The following is an 18678-nucleotide window of genomic DNA, read 5'->3' as shown; positions in this document are numbered from 1 at the left end:
CAGCGGCTGTGATGGCTGTCGACGATCGGCAGGTGGAAGAGCCCATCGATACAGATGCCGTCACAGGTTCATCCCGCCATGCAGGAATGCGGTGCCGGGCGCGGGATCGGTACAGGGAGGGGGCGGCCCAAGGCGCAGGAGGGCTGTGCGGGAGGCGATCTCGCGCCAGTTGCCGCTGGCGAGGAGGGGAGAGGAGCCACCGTGGCCGGCAGCAGCGCGACAGGGCGGCGCTGCCGGCAACAGCGGTCAATGCTGCTGGGGCTTGTCGGCTGGGTGGGGTTGCATGCCGTTCGGCAGCATCGCGGTATGAGGCGCAAGGGTGTGCAGCGCGCAGCGGGCATCCTTGCCCAGTACGCTCTGGTGCGCGCTGCCCGCGAGCGTGACTTCCCCATTACAGACGAGTAGAGTGGTCTGCGCCGCCTGGGCGGGCACTTCCTGGACGACCCGGGTGGGCGTCCCTTTCGCGCTCAATGCAGTGGCGTAGAACATGGCGGGTGCAACATAGAAGCTGCCCCTGGGTCCGGTCGGGTAGCCCCGGTGCAGGACCAGCAACTCGTCGTGCCGCTCGCCGCTGTCGATGAGGGAACGCAACGCCAGGCTCTGCTGTTCGTAGGGGCTGGCTTCCTTGAGGGCGATGCGCTGGTTGATGGCCAGCATATTGATCACGACCACGGGTGCCGCGCCGGCAATGCCGAGCAGCACGACGGGAGACAGTTTCCAGCCCGCCGGCCGCGCCGCGTTCAGCTTGCCGGCAATGTCGCCGACGCCCAGTGCGCACAGGATGGCCGACAGGGGCACCAGCGGCGTGGCGTACCAGACGATTTTCGTGCTGGCGCTGGACAGGATTGCCAGGTAGAACACCGACACGATGCCCAGGTACAGCGCCAGCCGCCTGACTTCACGCGAGCCGCGCAGCGCCAGGTAGGCCGCCATCAGTATGCCCGGGATCAGCCAGGGGAAGCTTGGATACTGCTCCACGTACCACAGCGGACCGCCGCGGTGTCCCTCGAGGGACACGGAATAACGCCCGCCGAGATCGTTGGCCTGGACGGCGGCGAAATAGCCGGGATCGATCTCGTTCCTGAACCAGTAATAGCTGATGCAGGCAACGGCCGCCAGCACGCAGCAAACGTAGAAGTACCGCTTGCTCAGCACCATGCCGATCTGCCGTGTCACCAGCGCATAGATGAACAGGGCAGGCAGGAAGATCATCCCCTGGATGGCCTTCGTGTAGAACGCCAGCACGATGGCCACCGTGGTGATGAGGAAGAAGCTGCGCTTGTGGCGGGCATCGCCCTCCAGGAAGGCAAACGCGAACAGGATGTAGATGGTCGTCAGCAGCGTCAGCAGTGCGTCGTAGTCGCCGGAACGGGCGCCATGGAACAGGATGTAGCCCGGGCTGGCCAGCATCACCAGCACCGCCACGAAAGCGAGCACGGGGCGGCGGAAGCAGTGACCGACGAACCAGTAGACCAGCATCGCCGTCGCGAGCGACGCCACGGCCGAGGGCAGGCGCACGCCAAGCTCGTTCATGCCGACCACCTTCATGGTGGAGGCCATCAGCCATATCAGCAAGGGCGGCTTGGTATTCCAATGGTCGGGGGCCCAGTCGAAGGTCGTGATCAGGGACAGGCCATTGCGCGCCATCTCGATGGCATTGTTCGCCAGCCGCGACTCGTCCCACAGTTCGATCGGTGCTCCGGCCAGGCGGTAGAAGAAGACGGTCGCCGCGGCAATGAATGCCAGGACGAACAGCGTGGCATATTGTTCCTGCTGGCCGGCGGCGCGCACGTCGGCGACGAACACGGGCGCAAACGGCGCCCGTCCTTCCTCGCTGTCCTTGTACTTCACGAACACGACGGCTTTCGAGCCGATGAAGAACACCACCGTATAGAACGGCATTGCCAGGATGTGGCACAGGTAGGGGTTCAGCCCCAGGTTGAGGAAACCCTTCAGGGCCGCCAGGTTGGCCAGGTAGGCCACGCCGCAAACGGCCAGGAAACGGCAGAATGCCTGCAGCGTCTGGCCTTTGTGGGAGAACGTCCAGTGCTTGTTCAGCAGGAAGCTGCACAGCATGCCGATGACATAGCCGCACGCATTGGCGGCAACGTCTTCGAGACGAAGCCATGTCTTGGCGGCAAAGATCACCGCGATCGTAATGGCCGTATTGAGTACGCCAACGGTAAGGAACTTCCCGAGCGTGAGCGTCAGGAGCTTGTTAGGAAAAGACGTGGCAGTATTCATCGATGTCGAAGAGGCTTGATGGGTGGCGCATGGAGTCCGGCGCTGCGGGCAGGGCGTCGATCGGATGCCGGCCGCAGGGGACGGCCGGGTCGATGCCTTGCGCGCGGGCTGAGACTTATACGGATGCCGCCTTGCCGACTGGTACCCCTGCGGTGGCGGCAGGGTGCAAGCTGTCGGCAAGGCGGGACTTCGGTTCGTCGATCGTTAACGCTTCTTTTCCAGTCGGCGTGCCCGTCAGGGTCCGCTCGATAAAGTAGCGGGGCCGGGATTTTGCCTCGCCGTAGATCTTCCCGAGGTAGGCACCCATCACGCCAAGGCACAGCAGTTGGATACCGCCCAGCATCGTCAACGGGAATACGGTCGACGCCCAGCCAGGTACTGCATGCTCCGTGAAGATCGCCACCCACAGCACCCACGCGCCGACCAGCAACGAGCAGCCAAACACGAGGAAGCCCAGCAGCGTGATCATTTCCAGTGGCACGGTCGAGAATGACGTGATGGCCTCGGTGGCCAGCTTGATCATCTTGCGCAGTGGATATTTGGTCTCGCCGGCGAAGCGCTCCTTGCGCACGTACTCGACCGAGGTCGCCTTGTAGCCGATCAGGGGATGATGCCGCGCAGGTAGAGATTGACTTCATTGTATTCCCGCAGCGCGTCGATGATCCTGCGGCTCATCAGCCGGAAGTCGGCGTGATTATGGATCAGGTCAACCCCGAACCACGCCAGCAGCTTGTAGAAGAACTCCGCGCTGTTGCGCTTGAAGACCGAATCGCTGGAGCGGTCGTTGCGCACGCCGTAGACGATCTCGTTGCCTTCACCGTACCGGTCGATCATCGTTTCGATGACATTGATATCGTCCTGCAGGTCGGCGTCGATCGTGATGACGACGTCGGCGCTCGACCACATCAGGCCGGCAAGCACGGCGTTCTGGTGGCCGCGGTTGCGGGACAGCTTGATCCCGGCCGCGCGGGGCCGGCGCTTCGTTTCTTCCTCGATCAGCAGCCATGTCTTGTCGCGGCTGCCGTCGTCGACGAACACGACCTGGCTGGCCGCGGCGATCTTCCCGGCGTCGATCAGCCGTCCGAGCAGCTGGTCGAACTGGCGGCACGACTCCGCCAATACAGCCTCTTCGTTATAACAGGGGACGACGAGCTGCAGGGTTGGCAACTCATTGCGCCTGATAACGGAACCAGAGCTAACATCGAAGTCTTGCATTTATTAACCTTTGAATGATTCTCAACGGAGATGTGTCGTGAGTGAATTTGTAAAAGCATCAAATCCCGCTGGCGGCATGACGAAACAGTGACCGTGCGTGGGATTGCTGACATAGAAAGCCGGTGTTGCAGTGCTCTGCCGAAGAGTGCGGGGCCGCGACCGGATCGCCGCCGTGCCGATGCCAATAGCCCCCTAAACTACACTATCGTCGGGAAACTTGCAAGTTTGGCATCTATCGCGCCTGCGAGCCCGCGCGCCGGGTAGCAAGAACGTTAAGTTTACAACAGTTGTGTGTTGATTGATAGCCAAGTCGCGCAATGTTGCCCCTGCCGAGTGCGGCAGCAGGGCGTGGCCGGCACGCTATAATCGTGCCGAAGCCGCGGCTTCCCCTGTTGTCCTTCATAGTGGAGTCACCGAATTTTGCGAATCATTCCAGGCGCGTGCGGGCTGCTGGTCCTGGCAGCGTTGGCGCCAGTGCCAGCGATGGCCCAGCCGGCCGCGCTGCAGCCTTCCCAGCTGGCGCTCGTCATCAACGACGACGAACCCAACAGTGTCGAAATCGGCGAATTGTACCGTGCCGCGCGCGGTATCCCGGAGCGCAACGTCGTCCATGTGCGCATCCCGAACCGCCCGCGCAAGCTCGATGCCGACCAGTTTGCCCGCCTGAAGCAGGAGATCGACAGCAAGCTGGGTGCGGACGTGGAGGCGGTGCTGATGGTATGGACGGCGCCTTATGCGGTCGAATGCAACGGCATCACGGCGGCTTACACGCTGGGCTTCGACCCGGACCAGTGCAGCAAGACGTGCGGTCCCGGTCACCAGAGCCCGTTCTTCAATGCCGGCCCCGGTGTACGGCCGTCCGAGCGGCAGCTGCGCCTGTCGATGCTGCTGCCGACGGATTCGGTGGAGCAGGCGCGAAGCCTGATCGAGCGCGGCAAGGCCAGCGGTTTTCGCGTGCCCACAGCGGGCGCCTATTTTCTTGTCACGAGCGAGACCGCACGCAACAGCCGCGCGCGGTTCTTTCCGCCGTCCGGCACCGTGCCGCAACGCAAGCTGACGATCCACACGCTGCGCGAGGAGGCCATCGAGGGCAAGCGCGATGTCATGTTCTACCAGACGGGCAAGGCGCGCGTGGACAAGCTCGACACGCTGCGCTTCCTGCCCGGCGCGCTGGCCGACCACCTGACGTCGTTCGGCGGCGACCTGCTGGGCGACGGCCAGATGAGCAGCCTGCGCTGGCTGGAGGCGGGGGCGACGGCCAGCTACGGCACCGTCAGCGAACCCTGCAACTTCTGGCAGAAATTCCCGAATCCGAACCTGCTGCTGCGCCATTACCTGAACGGCGCCAGCGCCATCGAAACCTACTGGCGCAGCGTGGCGTGGCCCGCGCAGGGTGTCTTCATCGGCGAACCGCTGGCGGCGCCCTACCGGCGCTGACCGCATCCCGCGACCCGGCAGGGCGGCCCGTTGCGCGGCCGCCGCAGGGCTTAGTCCGTTCGGACTAATACCTTGTCATTAATGGGTCATAACATCCCGATAATATGTAAGATGCAACATGGGAGGCACACTTGACGCCTCCTTTCCATCAACAGGAGTCCCGGACTGCCGCGCGCGACCGACCGGGGCTTTTCATATTGCAGGGATTTACATGACCTTCCACGTTTCGTCGCGCGCCGTGCCTGGCCGCCTGACCGTCCTGGCAGCGCTGCTGGCCGCAATGGCCACGTCGGCCGCTCCGGCATTTGCCGCATCCGACATCGTCATCAGCCAGGCCTATGGCGGCGGCGGCAACAGCGGCGCCACGCTGAAATCGGACTTCGTCGAGCTGTTCAACCGCGGCACCGCGCCCGTCACGCTCACGAACTGGAGCGTGCAATACGCCAGCGCCGCCGGCACCGCGTGGCAGGTCACGACGATTCCCACGGTCACCCTGCAGCCGGGCCAGTACTTCCTGATCCAGCAAGCCTCCGGCAGCGGCGGTTCCGTTGCCCTGGCGCCCGACCTGACCGGCACGATCCCGATGGGCGGCAGCGGCGGCAAGGTGGCGCTCGTGCGCGCCACCACGGCGCTGGCCGGCGCCAATCCGAGTGGTGCCAACGTGGCCGACCTGGTCGGCTGGGGCGGTTCCGCCAACGGCTATGAAGGCAGCGGCGCCGCGGGCGGCACCGCCAATGCCACGGCCGCCGTGCGCAACGAGGCAGGCTGCGTCGACACCGACAACAACGCCGCCGACTTCACCATCGCCACGCCGACGCCGCGCAACCAGGCCACGCCGGCCAACGTCTGCGGCGCCCCCGTCATCAAGCCGATCGTGCCGAACTGCCCGGCCAGCCTGGGCGTGGCCCAGGCCTATGCCGGCGTCGCGCTGCTGGCGGCCAGCGACGTGGATGGCATCGTCAACGGCGCCACCATCACGTCCAGCCCCGTGCCGGGCATCGCCCTGGTCGGCTTCACGTCCGCCGGCGAGGCGGGCGCCAGCGCCAGCGCGCGTCTGGAAGTGGCGGCCAACGTGCCGCTGGGCAGCTACCCGGTCACGATCCGCTTCGTCAACGACCAGGCCCAGGAAGCGTCGTGCACCGTCAACGTGGCAGTGCAGGCGCTGGCCGCCGTGACGCGCACGATTCCCCAGATCCAGGGTCCCGGTGCGGCCAGCCCGGTGGCCAACACGACCCAGACGACGCAGGGCGTCGTCACGGCCAAGGTGGCGGGCGGCTTCTTCCTGCAGGACGCGGCGGGGGACGGCGATCCGGCCACCTCGGACGGCCTGTTCGTCTACAGCAGCACGGCCGCCGACAACGTGTCGGTGGGCCAGCTGGTGCGCGTGACGGGCACGGTGGTCGAATTCACCCCGAACGGCGCCAACCGTTCGTACACCGAGATGAAGGACGTGACGGCAGCCGTGGCCCTCTCGGGCGGCCACGGCGTCGCCCCCACCAACATCGCGCTGCCGAATGCGCGCCTGGACCAGGTCGAAGGCATGCTGGTGCGCTTCACGACGCCGTTGACGATCTCGCAGACGGCGTACGTCGGCAGCCGCGGCGAACTGACCCTGTCCTCCGGTCGCCTGGAAATCCCGACCAACCGCTACGTGCCGGGTTCGGCCGAAGCGCTGGCGCTGGCCGCGGCCAATGCCGACAACCGGATCGTGCTGGACGACGGCCTGTTCACGGCGCCGACGACGATCCCGTACATCGGCGAGGGCCCGACCGTGCGTGCCGGCGATACCATCAGCGACCTGACGGGCGTGGTGGACTTCGGCGCACTGGGCGGCGGCGGTGCCGGCTTCAAGCTGCAGCCGACAGTGGCGCCCGTCATCGCGCGGGCCAACCCGCGCGAAGGCGCACCGCTGCTGCCAAGCGGTAACGTGAAAGTGGCCAGCGCCAACGTGCTGAACTTCTTCACGACGTTTACCAACGGCGTCAACCACCTGGGCCAGGCGACGGCCGGCTGCACGATCGGCGGCTCGACCAGCCGCAGCAACTGCCGCGGCGCCGACAGCCTGGCTGAATACGTGCGCCAGCGCGACAAGATCGTCGCCGAACTGAAGGGCATCGATGCCGACGTGTTCGGCCTGATGGAGATCCAGAACGACGGCGACTACTCGGCCGGCGTGCTGGTCGACAGCCTGAACGCCGCCTACGGCGCCCAGGTGTATGCCGTGGTGCCGAAGCCGCCGGCGACGGGTACGGATGCGATCCGCGTCGCCATGATCTACAAGCCGGGCAAGCTGACGCTGGCGGGGCCGGCGCTGTCGGACGCGGACGGCGTCAACAACCGGCCGCCGATGGCGCAAAGCTTCGTCGCCGCCAATGGCGAGAAGTTCTCCTTGGTCGTCAACCACCTGAAGTCGAAGGGCGGCTGCCCGGGCGGCGGCGGTGTGAATGCCGACAACGGCGACGGCCAGTCGTGCTGGAACGGCGCCCGCGTGCTGCAGGCGCAGCGCCTGGTCAACGCGTTCCTGCCGCAGGTCGTGGCAGCGGCCAACGATCCGGACGTGCTGGTCATCGGCGACATGAACGCGTACGGCATGGAAGACCCGATCCGCACGATCACGGCGGCCGGTTACGTCAACCAGCTGGAGCGCTTCGTGCGTCCGGTCGGCCTGCCGTACTCGTACGTGTTCGGCCATGAGGCAGGCTACCTGGACCACGCGCTGGCCAGTGCCGCGCTGAGCCCGCAGGTGGTGGGCGCCGCCGAGTGGCACGTCAACGCGGACGAGCCGGAAGCGATCGACTACAACCTGGACGGCAAGCCGCAGGACCTGTACAACGCGCTGCCGTACCGCGCCTCCGACCACGACCCGGTCGTCATCAGCCTGAACCTGGCGCCGTCCTACGTCGACGTGACGGCCGGCGTGCAGAAGGTCAGCTCCGGCCTCGTGTTCAACCGTGCCACCCAGCTGTTCACCGGCACGGTCACGCTGGTCAACAAATCGGGCGCCGCGCTGAACGGCCCGCTGCAGCTGGCGCTGACCGGCCTGACCGCCGGCGTGACCTTGGTCAACGCCACCGGCAGCAAGGATGGCGCGCCGTATATCACGGTGAACGGCGGCCTGGCGGCCGGCGCGCAGGTGACGGTGCCGGTCAGCTTCCGCAACCCGGCGAAAGCGGGCCTGACCTACACGGCCAAGGTCTACAGCGGCAACTTCTAATTCACGTACCGGCAACTTCAAGGAATCACATCATGAGCAAACACCTTCCCCTGGCCCGCGTCGTTGCCGCGCTGGCCCTGGCCCTGGCCGGCGCCCACGCGAGCGCCGACACGACGCTGAACGTGTCGATCCGGACCGACGGTTTCGCCGCATCGTCCGGCTGGCTGGACCTGCAGTTCAACGGCCCGGGCGTCGGCCTGGCGCCGGCCGCCACCGTCACGCTGACGGACTTCGTCGGCTTCGAGCCAGGCGCCGAAGTCATCACGGAAGGGCAGGTCGGCGGTTCGCCGGCGGCCGGCTACACGATCGGCAACGGCGACTTCCTGAACAGCCTGTTCCATGCCGTCAACTACGGCAGCGTGCTGAGCTTCAAGGTGACGTTCGCGGGCGACGCCGACTTGTCGGGCGACATCGGCCAGTCGATCTTCAGCGTCTCGGCCTACGCGGCGGACCAGGCCACGCTGCTGGGCGGCTCGTCCGCGCTGGACGGCAGCCTGGGCACGATCGCGTGGACGCCGGCAACGGTCGTCGGTGGCGCCGGCAGCACGTCGTTCGCGCTGAACGCCGATGCCATCGCCATCTCGCCCGTGCCGGAACCGTCGTCGTGGTTGATGATGGGCATCGGCGCGATGCTGGTCGCGGGCGCAGCCCGCCGCTCGCGCCGCGCTTGATGGCTGGGGTCAGTCCCCGCAGGGGACTGACCCCGAAGTTTGCCGACATTTCGGCGGCCTGCGCCAACTTCAGTGCCCGGTGTTTTTCAGGTCAGTGCTTGCGCCGGTCATGTTGCAAAATATAGTCGCGCAACGTCTGAATGGCCGAGCAAAATGATATTGGTATGGACAGCCGGGCATCGTGCATAGTTAAATCCGCCCTTCAATTTGTCACGGATGCCACCAGCGTCCCCGAGCGGATACCATGCCAGCCCAGATCGTCGACCATCCCGCCCACCAGCAGGCGGCGCAAGCGCAGCAGGCACGCCTGCAGGAAGACCAAGCTCAGCAGGCAAGCCTGCAGCAACTCCAAGCTCAGCAGGCAAGCCTGCTGAGTGCGCTGGCAGATGCCCTGGACCTGCGCGAGCTGCACCAGCTGCGGCGCTGGGCGCAGGGACCCCTGCAGGCCGTACTGCCCCACGCGGTGCTCGCCTGTATCCGGCTGGGCTCGGACGGCGAACCCTTGCGCATCGAATGCCTGCACGGCGGGGCGTCACCGGCGGCCATGACGGCCGCGCTGTGCGATCCCGCCCAGGGCATCGCGATGGATGCGCAGCGGCTGTGGCGCCGCCACGGCGAAGCGCCGCTGCTGCTGCACCAGGGCGGCGTCGATCACCACTACGAAGCAGGCCAGCTGCTGCGCCGCCTGGCCGCGCTGGGGCTGTACGACGTGCTGGCGCACGGCACCCCGACACTGCCCGGCGGCAGCACGTTCTTCCTGCTGTGCGGACTGCCGGGCCGGCCGGGGCCGCGCGACGCGCAGTATCTGCGCGTGCTGTTGCCGGCGCTGCACCTGGCGTTGCAGCGCATCTGCGTGGCCGGGGCCCGGCGCGGCCCGGCGCTGCGGGCCCTGTCCCCGCGCGAGGCCGAAGTGCTGCATTGGCTGCGCGAGGGCAAGAGCAACGACGAGATCGGCCAGATCCTCGGCATCAGCGGCCTGACCGTCAAGAACCACCTGCAACGACTCTATAAGCTCCTGGGCGTCAGCAATCGCGCGCATGCGGTGGCGCGCAGCGAGACGCTGGCGCTGCCGGCTACCGCCATTCAATCTATTTCCAAATCTGGACGTAACTAATGGTTGCAAAACTTGCTGCAACCAAGTGATTAGTAATTGCTCAACCGTTAACGGTCGTGTCAATCAAAAACTCGACAGTAGTTGCCATTGCAACGCTGTCATTTAAAAATTGTCTAAACCTTAAATGACGTGGTAGCCTTCGGTGTTCTCTCACCCGTTTGTAGGGCATTGAAACGTCACGCCGTATGGATGTGCCCGGGATCTGCCGTGGTTTCCGTAGGGCGGCCCGTCCCGGCCACAAGCCGATGGCGAAGGTTGCAATGCTTCCCGGTAGTCGTGACTCGGAGGTTTGTTCGGATGCAAGCAGCAAAGTTTTACCGTAAGCAGTTCCGCGCCGCGCGCGGCTTCACGCTGCTGGAATTGCTCGTCGTGATCGTCATCATCGGCTTGCTGGCGGCCTACGTCGGCCCGAAGTATTTTTCGCAGCTGGGCAAGTCGGAAGTGACGGTGGCGAAGGCCCAGATCGAAGCGTTTGAGAAATCGCTCGACACCTACCGCCTCGACGTGGGACGTTATCCCACCACGGAAGAGGGCATGGGCGCGCTGATGACGGCGCCGCCGACCGCGGGCGCGAAGTGGAACGGCCCGTACCTGAAGAAAGGTGTGCCGGTTGATCCATGGGGCCGTCCTTACCAGTACAAGGCGCCCGGCAGCAAGGGCGACTACGAAATCACGTCGCTCGGCAAGGACGGCCAGCCCGGCGGTACCGGCGACAACGCCGACATCACCTCGCAGTAAGCCCTGCCTGCCGTTTTCGCGATTCACTGACCCCATCCCATGCAGTTCGATGTTCGTACCTTGTCGCCCGACATGGCGATCGGCCACATGGTGGTCGATGGCCGTGACGAAGCCGATGCGCGCCGGCAGGTGGAGGCGCGCGGACTGTTCGTCAGCAGCATCCGTCCCGTGCGCGCCGGCTTCAAGGCGGGCAAGGCGAAAGCGCTGTCGCTCGTGCTGTTCAGCCAGGAGCTGCTGGCGCTGCTGAACGCGGGCCTGGGCGTCGTCGAGGCACTCGAAGCCCTGCTGGAAAAGGAAGCGTCGCCCGCCACGCGCGGCGTGCTGGAGCGGCTGCTGGCCGGGCTGCGCGAGGGCCAGCGCTTCTCCACCGTGCTGGCCGACCAGCCGCAGCTGTTCCCGCCGCTGTACGTGGGCATCGTCAAGGCGGCCGAAGGGACCAGCGACCTGCCGCGCGCGCTGGCCCGCTACATCGACTACCAGCAGCGCATCGACACGGTGCGGGCCAAGATCGTCAGCGCCGCCATCTATCCGTGCATCCTGCTGCTGGTCGGCGGCGGCGTGTCGATGTTCCTGATCGGCTACGTGGTACCCCGGTTTGCCGAGGTGTACCAGGGCGCCGGGCGCAACCTGCCGTGGATGTCGCAGGTGATGCTGTCGTGGGGCCAGTTTGCCGGCAACCACACGGGCGCGCTCGTGGGCGGCCTGGTGCTGATGCTGGCCGGGATCGTCTACACCGTGCGCCGGCTGATGGCCAGCGGCGGCTTCGTCCGGCTGCTGGGGCGGGTGCCCGCCATCGGCGAGCGCGTGCGCATCTATGAATTGTCGCGCCTGTACCTGACACTGGGCATGCTGACCGAGGGCGGCATCACCATCGTGCAGGCCATCGAGACGGTGCAGGGCATGGTGTCGGCCAACGTCAAGAGCGGCCTGCAGCTGGCGCGCCAGGCGGTGGAGGCCGGCCTGCCGCTGTCCACCGCGTTCGAGGCCAACGCCCTGACGACGCCGATCTCGCTGCGCATGCTGCGCGTGGGCGAGCGCACCGGCGACATGGGGCCGATGCTGACGCAGTCGGCCGCCTTCTACGACGGCGAGATCAGCCGTTGGATCGACCGTTTTACGCGCACCTTCGAGCCGTTGCTGATGGCCGGCATCGGCCTGATCGTGGGCGCCATCGTGGTATTGCTGTATATGCCTATTTTTGACCTGGCTGGAGAAATGTCTTGAACGATCCGGTCATCCATCCCGCCCCGGCCATCGAGCCCGCATTGGACCATGCGTTGTTGGCACGGGCCCGGGTCCAGCAGGCGCACTCGAAGCGCACGCTGGTGGAAGAACTCGAAAGCCTGACCGGCATGGAGCCGCGCGACGTCGTGCGCGCGCTGGCCCTGCCGTTCGGCCTGGCCGTGCTGGAGACGGTGGAAATGCTGGCGTTCACGCCCGCGTTCGAACTGCTGCCGCTGGGCCAGGCGATGGCGAAGAAATGCGTGCTGCTGCGCGGCCATGACGGGCTCGTCGTCGGCGTCATCTCCGACCCGTTCGACCTCGACCTGCAGACGTGGCTGGGCACGCAGGCCCGCGCCAGCGCCCATGCGCCGCTGCAGATGCGCCTGGCCCTGCAATCCGATATCGCCGCCTACCTGTCCAAGCAGGAGGAGTCGGCGCGCGCGACCGATTCGCTGCTGCCCGGCGGCGACAATTCCCGGCGCGACGGCAAGACGGCCGCCGTGCTGTCGTTCGCCTCCGTGTCGGAAGCGGCCAGCCCGGCCGTGCGGCTCGTCAACTCCACCTTGTACGATGCGCTGAAGGCCGGCGCCTCCGACATCCACCTGGAAAGCACGTCCGGCGGCCTGGCGGTGAAATACCGCGTCGACGGCGTGCTCGATCATGCGACCTCCGTCAACGGCATCGACGTGGCCGAGCAGATCATCTCGCGCCTGAAGGTGCTGGCCGAGCTGGACATCGCCGAGCGGCGGGTGCCGCAGGACGGCAGCTTCCGCGTCGAATCGGGCGGGCGCGAGATCGACCTGCGCGTGTCGATCATGCCGTCCATCCACGGCGAGGATGCCGTCATCCGTATCCTGGACAAGCGCGCCATGATCGAGTCGTACGGCTCGCTGTCGCTGGAGTCGCTGGGCTTCGACGCGCCGTCGCTGGTATCGCTGCGCACCTTGGCGCAGGAGGCCTACGGCATGCTGCTGGTCACAGGTCCCACCGGGTCCGGCAAGACCACCACGCTGTACGCGGCGCTGACGGAGATCCACAATGGCCGCGAGAAGATCATCACGATCGAGGACCCCGTCGAATACCAGCTGCCGGGCATCCTGCAGATTCCCGTCAACGAGAAGAAGGGGCTGACGTTCGCCAAGGGCCTGCGCTCGATCCTGCGGCACGATCCGGACAAGATCATGGTGGGCGAGATCCGCGACCGCGAGACGGCGGAGATCGCCGTGCAGTCCGCGCTGACGGGCCACCTGGTGCTCACCACCGTGCACGCCAACAACGTGTTCGACGTGTTCGGCCGCTTCACCCACATGGGCATCGACCCGTATGCGTTCGTGTCGGCGCTGAACGGCATCTGGGCCCAGCGCCTGGTGCGCATCAACTGTCCGCACTGCGCCGCCGAGTACACCCCGAGCGACGACGAGCTGGCCAGCGTGGGCCTGTCGCGCGCCGACGTGTTCGATTACGACTTCAAGGAAGGCAAGGGCTGCGGCGACTGCCGCGGCACGGGCTACAAGGGGCGCCGCTCGATCGCCGAGATCCTGACGCTGAACGACGAGATCCGCGAGCTGATCGTGGAAAAGCGGCCGATCCGCCAGGTCAAGCAGGCCGCGTATGCGAACGGCACGCGCAGCCTGCGCCAGGCGGCACTGGAACTGGTCAAGCGGGGCGGCACCACGCTGACCGAAATCAAGCGGGTGACCTTGCATGCGTAGATTCCCCGGACAAGCCCTGCGCATCGGCATCGCCGCCAGCGCCGTCAGCCTGCTGCGTACCAGCCGGTGGCGCGGCGACAAGGTGGCCGTGCTGGCCGACTACACGCTGCCGGAAGGCGAGCCGGACTTCGCTTCCGCCGCCGGCGCCACGCTGCTGGCGCAAGCGCTGCGCACGTTGCTGGAAGGGCAGGACGTGGCGGGCTGGCCCGTCGCGGTCGTGCTCGGCGACGAGCTGTGCCGCGTATGGCAGGTCAGCCCGCCGCCGGGCGCGGCGCGGCTGGCCGACATCGAGGCCGCCGCCGCGCTGCGCTTCCACGCCCTGTACGGCGAGGCGCCGGCCGCGTGGGCGCTGTCGGCCGACTGGGATGCCAAGCAGCCGTTCCATGCCGCCGCGTTGCCGCGGGCGCTGCTGGCCGTGTTGCAGGCGCTGGCGGACGACAAGGGCTTCCACCTGGTGGAGATCGTGCCGCACTTCGTCACGGGCTGGAATCGCTGGCAGCGCGCGCTGCGCGCCGGGTCCTGGTTCGGCCAGTGGCACGACCGCATGCTGACCCTGGCGGCCATCGACGGGCAGGGCCTGCGCGCGATTCGCGCCGTGCCGGTGCCGCCCGGTGCCGATCATTACTGGCTGACCCAGGTCGTCCAGCGCGAAGCGCTGCTGCTGGGCCTGGAGCCGCCGGCCCAGGTGCAGCTTGCCGGCGCGTTGCCGCCCGCGCTGGCGCGGCCCGCGCAGCCAGGGCAGGTGGCTTGCAGCCAGCTGGGCGCGGGGCAGGGCACTGGCATGTCGGCTGCCGGCCAGCTGGCCTGCGCGGGGAGTGCCGCATGAGCCGACTGCGTCCGATCCGCATCGATTTCGCGCCAAGCGGCTGGCGCCGCACGCTGCACCGCCTGCATCCGGCCATGGCCGCCGCCGGCGTCGCCGGCTTGCTGCTGTGCCTGGGCGGGACCTGGCTGGCCATGGACCTGGCGGAACGGCGCGCCGCCCGCGCCGCGCAGATCGAGCAATTGCAGGAGCGCGCCCGGGTGCTGTCGAAGGCGCCCAAGGCGGTGCCGCAGGCGGCGATTCCGGAGGCGCAGGCCACCGCCGTCAACGGCGCCATCCTGCAACTGAACGTGCCGTGGCGCGAACTGGAGGATGCGCTGGCGGCCGCCACGCCGGCCAATATCGCGCTGCTGGCGTTCGATCCGGATGCGCGCAAGCACACGCTCAAGATCACCGCGGAAGCGAGGAACAGCGACGACATGGTGGGCTACGTGCAGGTGCTCAAGCAGCAGGAGTTCTTCAGCGGGGCCGCCCTGGTGCGCCATGAAATCGAGGAACAGGACCCGGCCAAGCCGCTCCGGTTCCAGGTCGAAGTGCAGTGGAGGGGCCGATGAAGGCGATGCCGTCGTATAACCTGGCCGCGCTGCTGCTGGCCGTGCGCCTGCGGGTGCTGCACGCGGGCCCGACCGCCTGCCTGTGCGGCGCACTGCTGCTGGCGGGCGCCGTGCTGTGGGCCTGGCTGCTGCCGCAGCAGGCCGCGCTGCAGGAGGAGCTGGCGCGCCCGCTGCCGGCGCCGTCCACGCTGGTGCAGGCGCCGCCGCCGCCCACCGCCAACGAAAACCTGGCCGCGTTCTATGCCGCGCTGGGCGAGAAACGCCATGCGGAGCAGCAGGTCAAGGTGCTGTTCGACCTGGCGGCCAAGTCGCAACTGGTGCTGAACCACGGCGAATACAAGTTCGGCTACGACAAGGCCGCCCAGGTCAGTACGTACCAGGTCATCCTGCCCGTCAAGGGGCCATACCGCAACATCTGGCGCTTCGCGCTGCGCGCGCTGGCCGCGCTGCCGTACGCGGGGCTCGATGAAGTGAGCTTCCGGCGCGACACGATCGCCGATCCGACGGTGGATGCGCGCCTGCGCTTCACGCTGTACCTGAAGGAGGCGCCATGAAGCCGCGCCACCTGCTGATGGGTGCCGCGCTGGTGGCCACCGCCGGCCTGGTACTGTTCGGCGAGACGACTCCGGAAACGGAAGTGGCCGAGCCCGTCGAACGCGCGCAGCGTCCCGCACCGGCCGCCACCCCGCTGCCGGTCGCGGTGCGCGCCGCGCAGGCGGCGGATGCCGGCACGATCCTGCGCCTGGTGCCCCGCTCGGAGCTGATCGGGGAAGCGGGCGAGGCGGCATTCGAAGGCAACGACCTGTTCGCGGGCCAGAACCTGAACCCGCCGCCACCGCCGCCCAGCGAGCCGTCCGGCCCGCCGCCACCGCCCGCGCCGACCGCGCCGCCGCTGCCGTACACGGTGCTCGGCAAGGCGGTGGCGGACGGCGCGTACGAAGTCTACCTGGCCCAGGGCGAGCGCACGTACGTGGTGCGCACGAACACGGTCATCGACGGCATGTACCGCGTCGACGCCATCGCGCCACCGACGCTGACGCTTACCTATCTGCCCCTGAAACAGGTGCAGCAGCTTAATATTGGAGTCATGGATTGATGTCTCGCCACCAGCCAACCGCAGCGGGCCGCCTGCGCCGCACGCTCACCTTGTCCACCATGGTCCTGGCGCTGTCCGGCTGCGCCGCCCAGATGGCCTACCGCGACGCCCGCACCCTGATCGAGAAGGACCAGGTCGAGGCGGGCCTCTTGAAGCTGCAGGAAGCGATCAGCGCCGACCCGGGCAACGCGCAGTACCGCGCCACCTACCTGCAGGCGCGCGACCGCGCCATCATGCGCTACCTGGACCAGGCCGAACGCCAGACGACGGAGGGCCAGCGCGAGCTGGCGCTGCAGAACGTCCAGCGCGTGCTGGCCCTGAATCCGCAGAACGAACGGGCCCGCATCGCGCTGCGCGCGCTGGACATGGCCGAGCGCCACGACCGCCTGCTGGCCGAGGCGACCGAGCTGATCGCGCGCAAGGAATTCGACCAGGCGCGCGCCAAGGTGGAGGTGGTGCTGACGGAAAAGCCGGAGCAGCCCCGCGCCCGCGCGCTGCAGCGCGAGATCGCCGAGAAGAACCCGCCGGGCGGCGCCGAGAACCAGCTGGCGAAGACGTTCAAGCAGCCCATCACCATCGAGTTCCGCGACGCCCCGCTGAAGCAGGTGTTCGACGTGATCTCGCGCCGCTCGGGCCTTAACTTCGTGTTCGACAAGGACGTCAAGGCCGATGCCCGCACCACCATCGCCCTGAAGAACAGCACGGTGGAATCGGCGGTCTACTACCTGCTGATGACGAACCAGCTGGAGCAGCAGGTGATGGATGCGAACACCATCCTGATCTACCCGAACATCGCGGCGAAGCTGAAGGAATACCAGGAAACCGTCATCAAGACGTTCTACCTGGCCAACGCGGAAGCCAAGCTGGTGGCCAACACCTTGAAGACGATCCTGAAGTCGCGCGACGTGGTGGCGGACGAGAAGCTGAACCTCGTCATCATGCGCGACAACGCGGATGCCATCAAGCTGGCCGAGAAGATCGTCGCGCTGCAGGACATGGCGGAACCGGAAGTGATGCTGGAAGTGGAGATCCTCGAGGTCAAGCGTTCGCGCCTGCTGGAGCTGGGCGTGTCCTGGCCGACCAGCGCCACGTTCTCGCCGCTGATCTCCAGCGGCGGCTCGACCCTGACCGTCAACGACCTCGATACGCTCAATTCGCGCAGCATCGGCGTGTCGTCGCTGAGCGCGAAGGTGACGGCCAACAAGACGGACGGCGACTCGAACCTGCTGGCCAACCCGCGCATCCGCGTGCGCAACAAGCAGAAGGCCAAGATCCTGATCGGCGACAAGGTGCCCGTCATCACCACCACCGTCTCGCCCGGCACGGCCGGCTTCGCGCAGGAAAGCGTCAGCTACGTCGACGTGGGCCTGACCCTGAACGCCGAACCCACGATCTACCTGAACAACGAGATCGCCATCAACGTGTCGCTGGAGGTGTCGAACATCGTCAACCGCATCGAGACGAAGACGGGGACGACGGCCTACCAGATCGGCACGCGCCAGGCCACCACGGTGCTGCAGCTGAAGGACGGCGAGAACCAGGTGCTGGCGGGCCTGATCAACAGCGAGGACCGCAAGACGGGGACGAAGGTGCCGGGCTTCGGCGACGTGCCGATCCTGGGTCGCCTGTTCGGCAGCCAGGTTGACGACAACCAGAAGACGGAGCTCGTGCTGTCGATCACTCCACGCCTGATCCGCAACGTGCAGCGGCCGCACGCCGACGCCTCCGAGTTCTCGGCCGGCACGGAAGCGAACTTCCGCCGCAAGCCCGACATCACGGTGCGCGCGCCCGTGCTGATGCCGGGCCGCAGCGGCGGCACGCCGGCGCTCGAGCAGCCGCAGGCACCGCAGCAGCCGACGCCGCAAGAGACGGGAACGCCGACCGGCGTTCCGCTGTCGACGTCGCAGCCGGGGCCTGCGTCCAGCGTCACCCAGCCGAACGTGCAGCCGATCGTTCAGCCGACTACGCAGCCGACTGCGCAGCCGACCACGCAGCCGGAAGCGCAGCCGCAGTCGCTGATCCAGCAGCAGCAACTGCAGCAGCAACAATTGCAGCAGCAACAATTGCAGCAGCAACAGCAGCAGCCGTCGGCCACGGTGCCGACCCCGCCAGCGCAGAACCAGTGATGAACACGGCAGTCCTGGCGCGCCGGCGCGGCTTCACGCTGATCGAGCTGCTCGTGACCTTGGCGATCATGGGGCTCCTGGGCGCGCTCGTGATCCCGACGGCGCAGGTGACGATCCAGCGCCGCAACGAACAGGAACTGCGCGCGTCGCTGCACCTGATCCGCAAGGCGCTGGACGACTACAAGCAGGCCTACGACGACGGTCGCATCGCCAAGACGATCGGCAGCAACGGCTACCCGCGCACGCTGGAGACGCTGGTGGAAGGGGTGCCCGACCTGCGCAACCCGAAGCGCACCAAGGTGTACTTCCTGCGCCGCCTGCCGCGCGACCCGATGAACAGCGACAGCGAGCTGACGGCCGCGCAGACGTGGGGCAAGCGCAGCTACGCCAGCGAGGCCGAAGACCCGCGCGAAGGCGAGGATGTCTACGACGTCTACTCGACGTCCGACCAGGTGGGCCTGAACGGCATACCATACCGCAAATGGTGAATCGAAAGATGAGCAAGCAAGG

Annotated in this window: 16 protein-coding genes; 13 read left to right on the top strand and 3 right to left on the bottom strand. The window is 67.1% G+C overall.

Annotated features, from left to right (window positions below; translation table 11 throughout):
* Positions 1–246 precede the first annotated feature (246 nt).
* The 3 genes from PX653_RS13210 to PX653_RS13200 form a co-directional block, all read right to left on the bottom strand.
* Positions 247–2244, bottom strand: a complete 1998-nt coding sequence (locus tag PX653_RS13210; protein WP_277418307.1) for a GtrA family protein — start codon at positions 2242–2244, stop codon at positions 247–249.
* Positions 2245–2359: 115 nt separating this feature from the next.
* On the bottom strand, positions 2360–2815 hold the full coding sequence (locus tag PX653_RS13205) for a hypothetical protein (protein ID WP_277418306.1): 456 nt from the start codon (positions 2813–2815) through the stop codon (positions 2360–2362).
* 29 nt (positions 2816–2844) lie between these two features.
* The gene (locus PX653_RS13200; protein ID WP_277418305.1) at positions 2845–3459 is read right to left on the bottom strand and encodes a glycosyltransferase family 2 protein; all 615 of its coding nucleotides are present in this window, start codon (positions 3457–3459) and stop codon (positions 2845–2847) included.
* A gap of 420 nt (positions 3460–3879) precedes the next feature.
* On the opposite strand from PX653_RS13200, the gene PX653_RS13195 reads away from it, so the two are divergent.
* From PX653_RS13195 to PX653_RS13135, 13 genes are all read left to right on the top strand, one after another.
* On the top strand, positions 3880–4896 hold the full coding sequence (locus PX653_RS13195) for a TIGR03790 family protein (RefSeq protein WP_307731064.1): 1017 nt from the start codon (positions 3880–3882) through the stop codon (positions 4894–4896).
* A gap of 211 nt (positions 4897–5107) precedes the next feature.
* Positions 5108–8110, top strand: a complete 3003-nt coding sequence (locus PX653_RS13190) for an ExeM/NucH family extracellular endonuclease (protein WP_277418304.1) — start codon at positions 5108–5110, stop codon at positions 8108–8110.
* A 32-nt stretch (positions 8111–8142) separates the two neighbouring features.
* Complete coding sequence (locus PX653_RS13185; RefSeq protein WP_277418303.1) at positions 8143–8781, top strand: NF038129 family PEP-CTERM protein; 639 nt, start codon at positions 8143–8145, stop codon at positions 8779–8781.
* A gap of 244 nt (positions 8782–9025) precedes the next feature.
* On the top strand, positions 9026–9895 hold the full coding sequence (locus tag PX653_RS13180) for a LuxR C-terminal-related transcriptional regulator (protein ID WP_277418302.1): 870 nt from the start codon (positions 9026–9028) through the stop codon (positions 9893–9895).
* Positions 9896–10192: 297 nt separating this feature from the next.
* Positions 10193–10633: a type II secretion system major pseudopilin GspG gene (gene gspG, locus PX653_RS13175; RefSeq protein ID WP_277418301.1), complete on the top strand. Its 441-nt coding sequence runs from the start codon at positions 10193–10195 to the stop codon at positions 10631–10633.
* 39 nt (positions 10634–10672) lie between these two features.
* Positions 10673–11857, top strand: coding sequence for a type II secretion system F family protein (locus PX653_RS13170; RefSeq protein ID WP_277418300.1), 1185 nt, complete (start codon positions 10673–10675; stop codon positions 11855–11857).
* Entirely contained in the window at positions 11854–13569 is a 1716-nt protein-coding gene (locus tag PX653_RS13165; RefSeq protein ID WP_277418299.1) for a GspE/PulE family protein, read from the top strand. The genes PX653_RS13170 and PX653_RS13165 overlap by 4 nt, the downstream gene beginning before the upstream one ends.
* The gene (locus PX653_RS13160) at positions 13562–14395 is read left to right on the top strand and encodes a hypothetical protein (protein ID WP_277418298.1); all 834 of its coding nucleotides are present in this window, start codon (positions 13562–13564) and stop codon (positions 14393–14395) included. The genes PX653_RS13165 and PX653_RS13160 overlap by 8 nt, the downstream gene beginning before the upstream one ends.
* Complete coding sequence (locus PX653_RS13155; protein WP_277418297.1) at positions 14392–14946, top strand: PilN domain-containing protein; 555 nt, start codon at positions 14392–14394, stop codon at positions 14944–14946. The genes PX653_RS13160 and PX653_RS13155 overlap by 4 nt, the downstream gene beginning before the upstream one ends.
* Complete coding sequence (locus PX653_RS13150) at positions 14943–15500, top strand: hypothetical protein (protein WP_307731063.1); 558 nt, start codon at positions 14943–14945, stop codon at positions 15498–15500. Before PX653_RS13155 ends, PX653_RS13150 begins: the two co-directional genes overlap by 4 nt.
* The gene (locus PX653_RS13145) at positions 15497–16042 is read left to right on the top strand and encodes a hypothetical protein (RefSeq protein ID WP_277418296.1); all 546 of its coding nucleotides are present in this window, start codon (positions 15497–15499) and stop codon (positions 16040–16042) included. Before PX653_RS13150 ends, PX653_RS13145 begins: the two co-directional genes overlap by 4 nt.
* Positions 16042–18168, top strand: coding sequence for a secretin GspD/PilQ domain-containing protein (locus PX653_RS13140; protein ID WP_277418295.1), 2127 nt, complete (start codon positions 16042–16044; stop codon positions 18166–18168). The genes PX653_RS13145 and PX653_RS13140 overlap by 1 nt, the downstream gene beginning before the upstream one ends.
* Positions 18168–18656 (top strand): type II secretion system protein, encoded by a 489-nt coding sequence (locus PX653_RS13135; protein WP_277418294.1) that lies wholly within the window; start codon positions 18168–18170, stop codon positions 18654–18656. The genes PX653_RS13140 and PX653_RS13135 overlap by 1 nt, the downstream gene beginning before the upstream one ends.
* Positions 18657–18678 lie beyond the last annotated feature (22 nt).

The organism is Pseudoduganella chitinolytica (assembly GCF_029028125.1).
Taxonomy (GTDB): Bacteria; Pseudomonadota; Gammaproteobacteria; order Burkholderiales; family Burkholderiaceae_D; genus Rugamonas; species Rugamonas chitinolytica.
The sequence above is the reverse complement of the archived record's forward strand: the minus strand, read 5'-3'. Positions and strand labels throughout refer to the sequence as shown.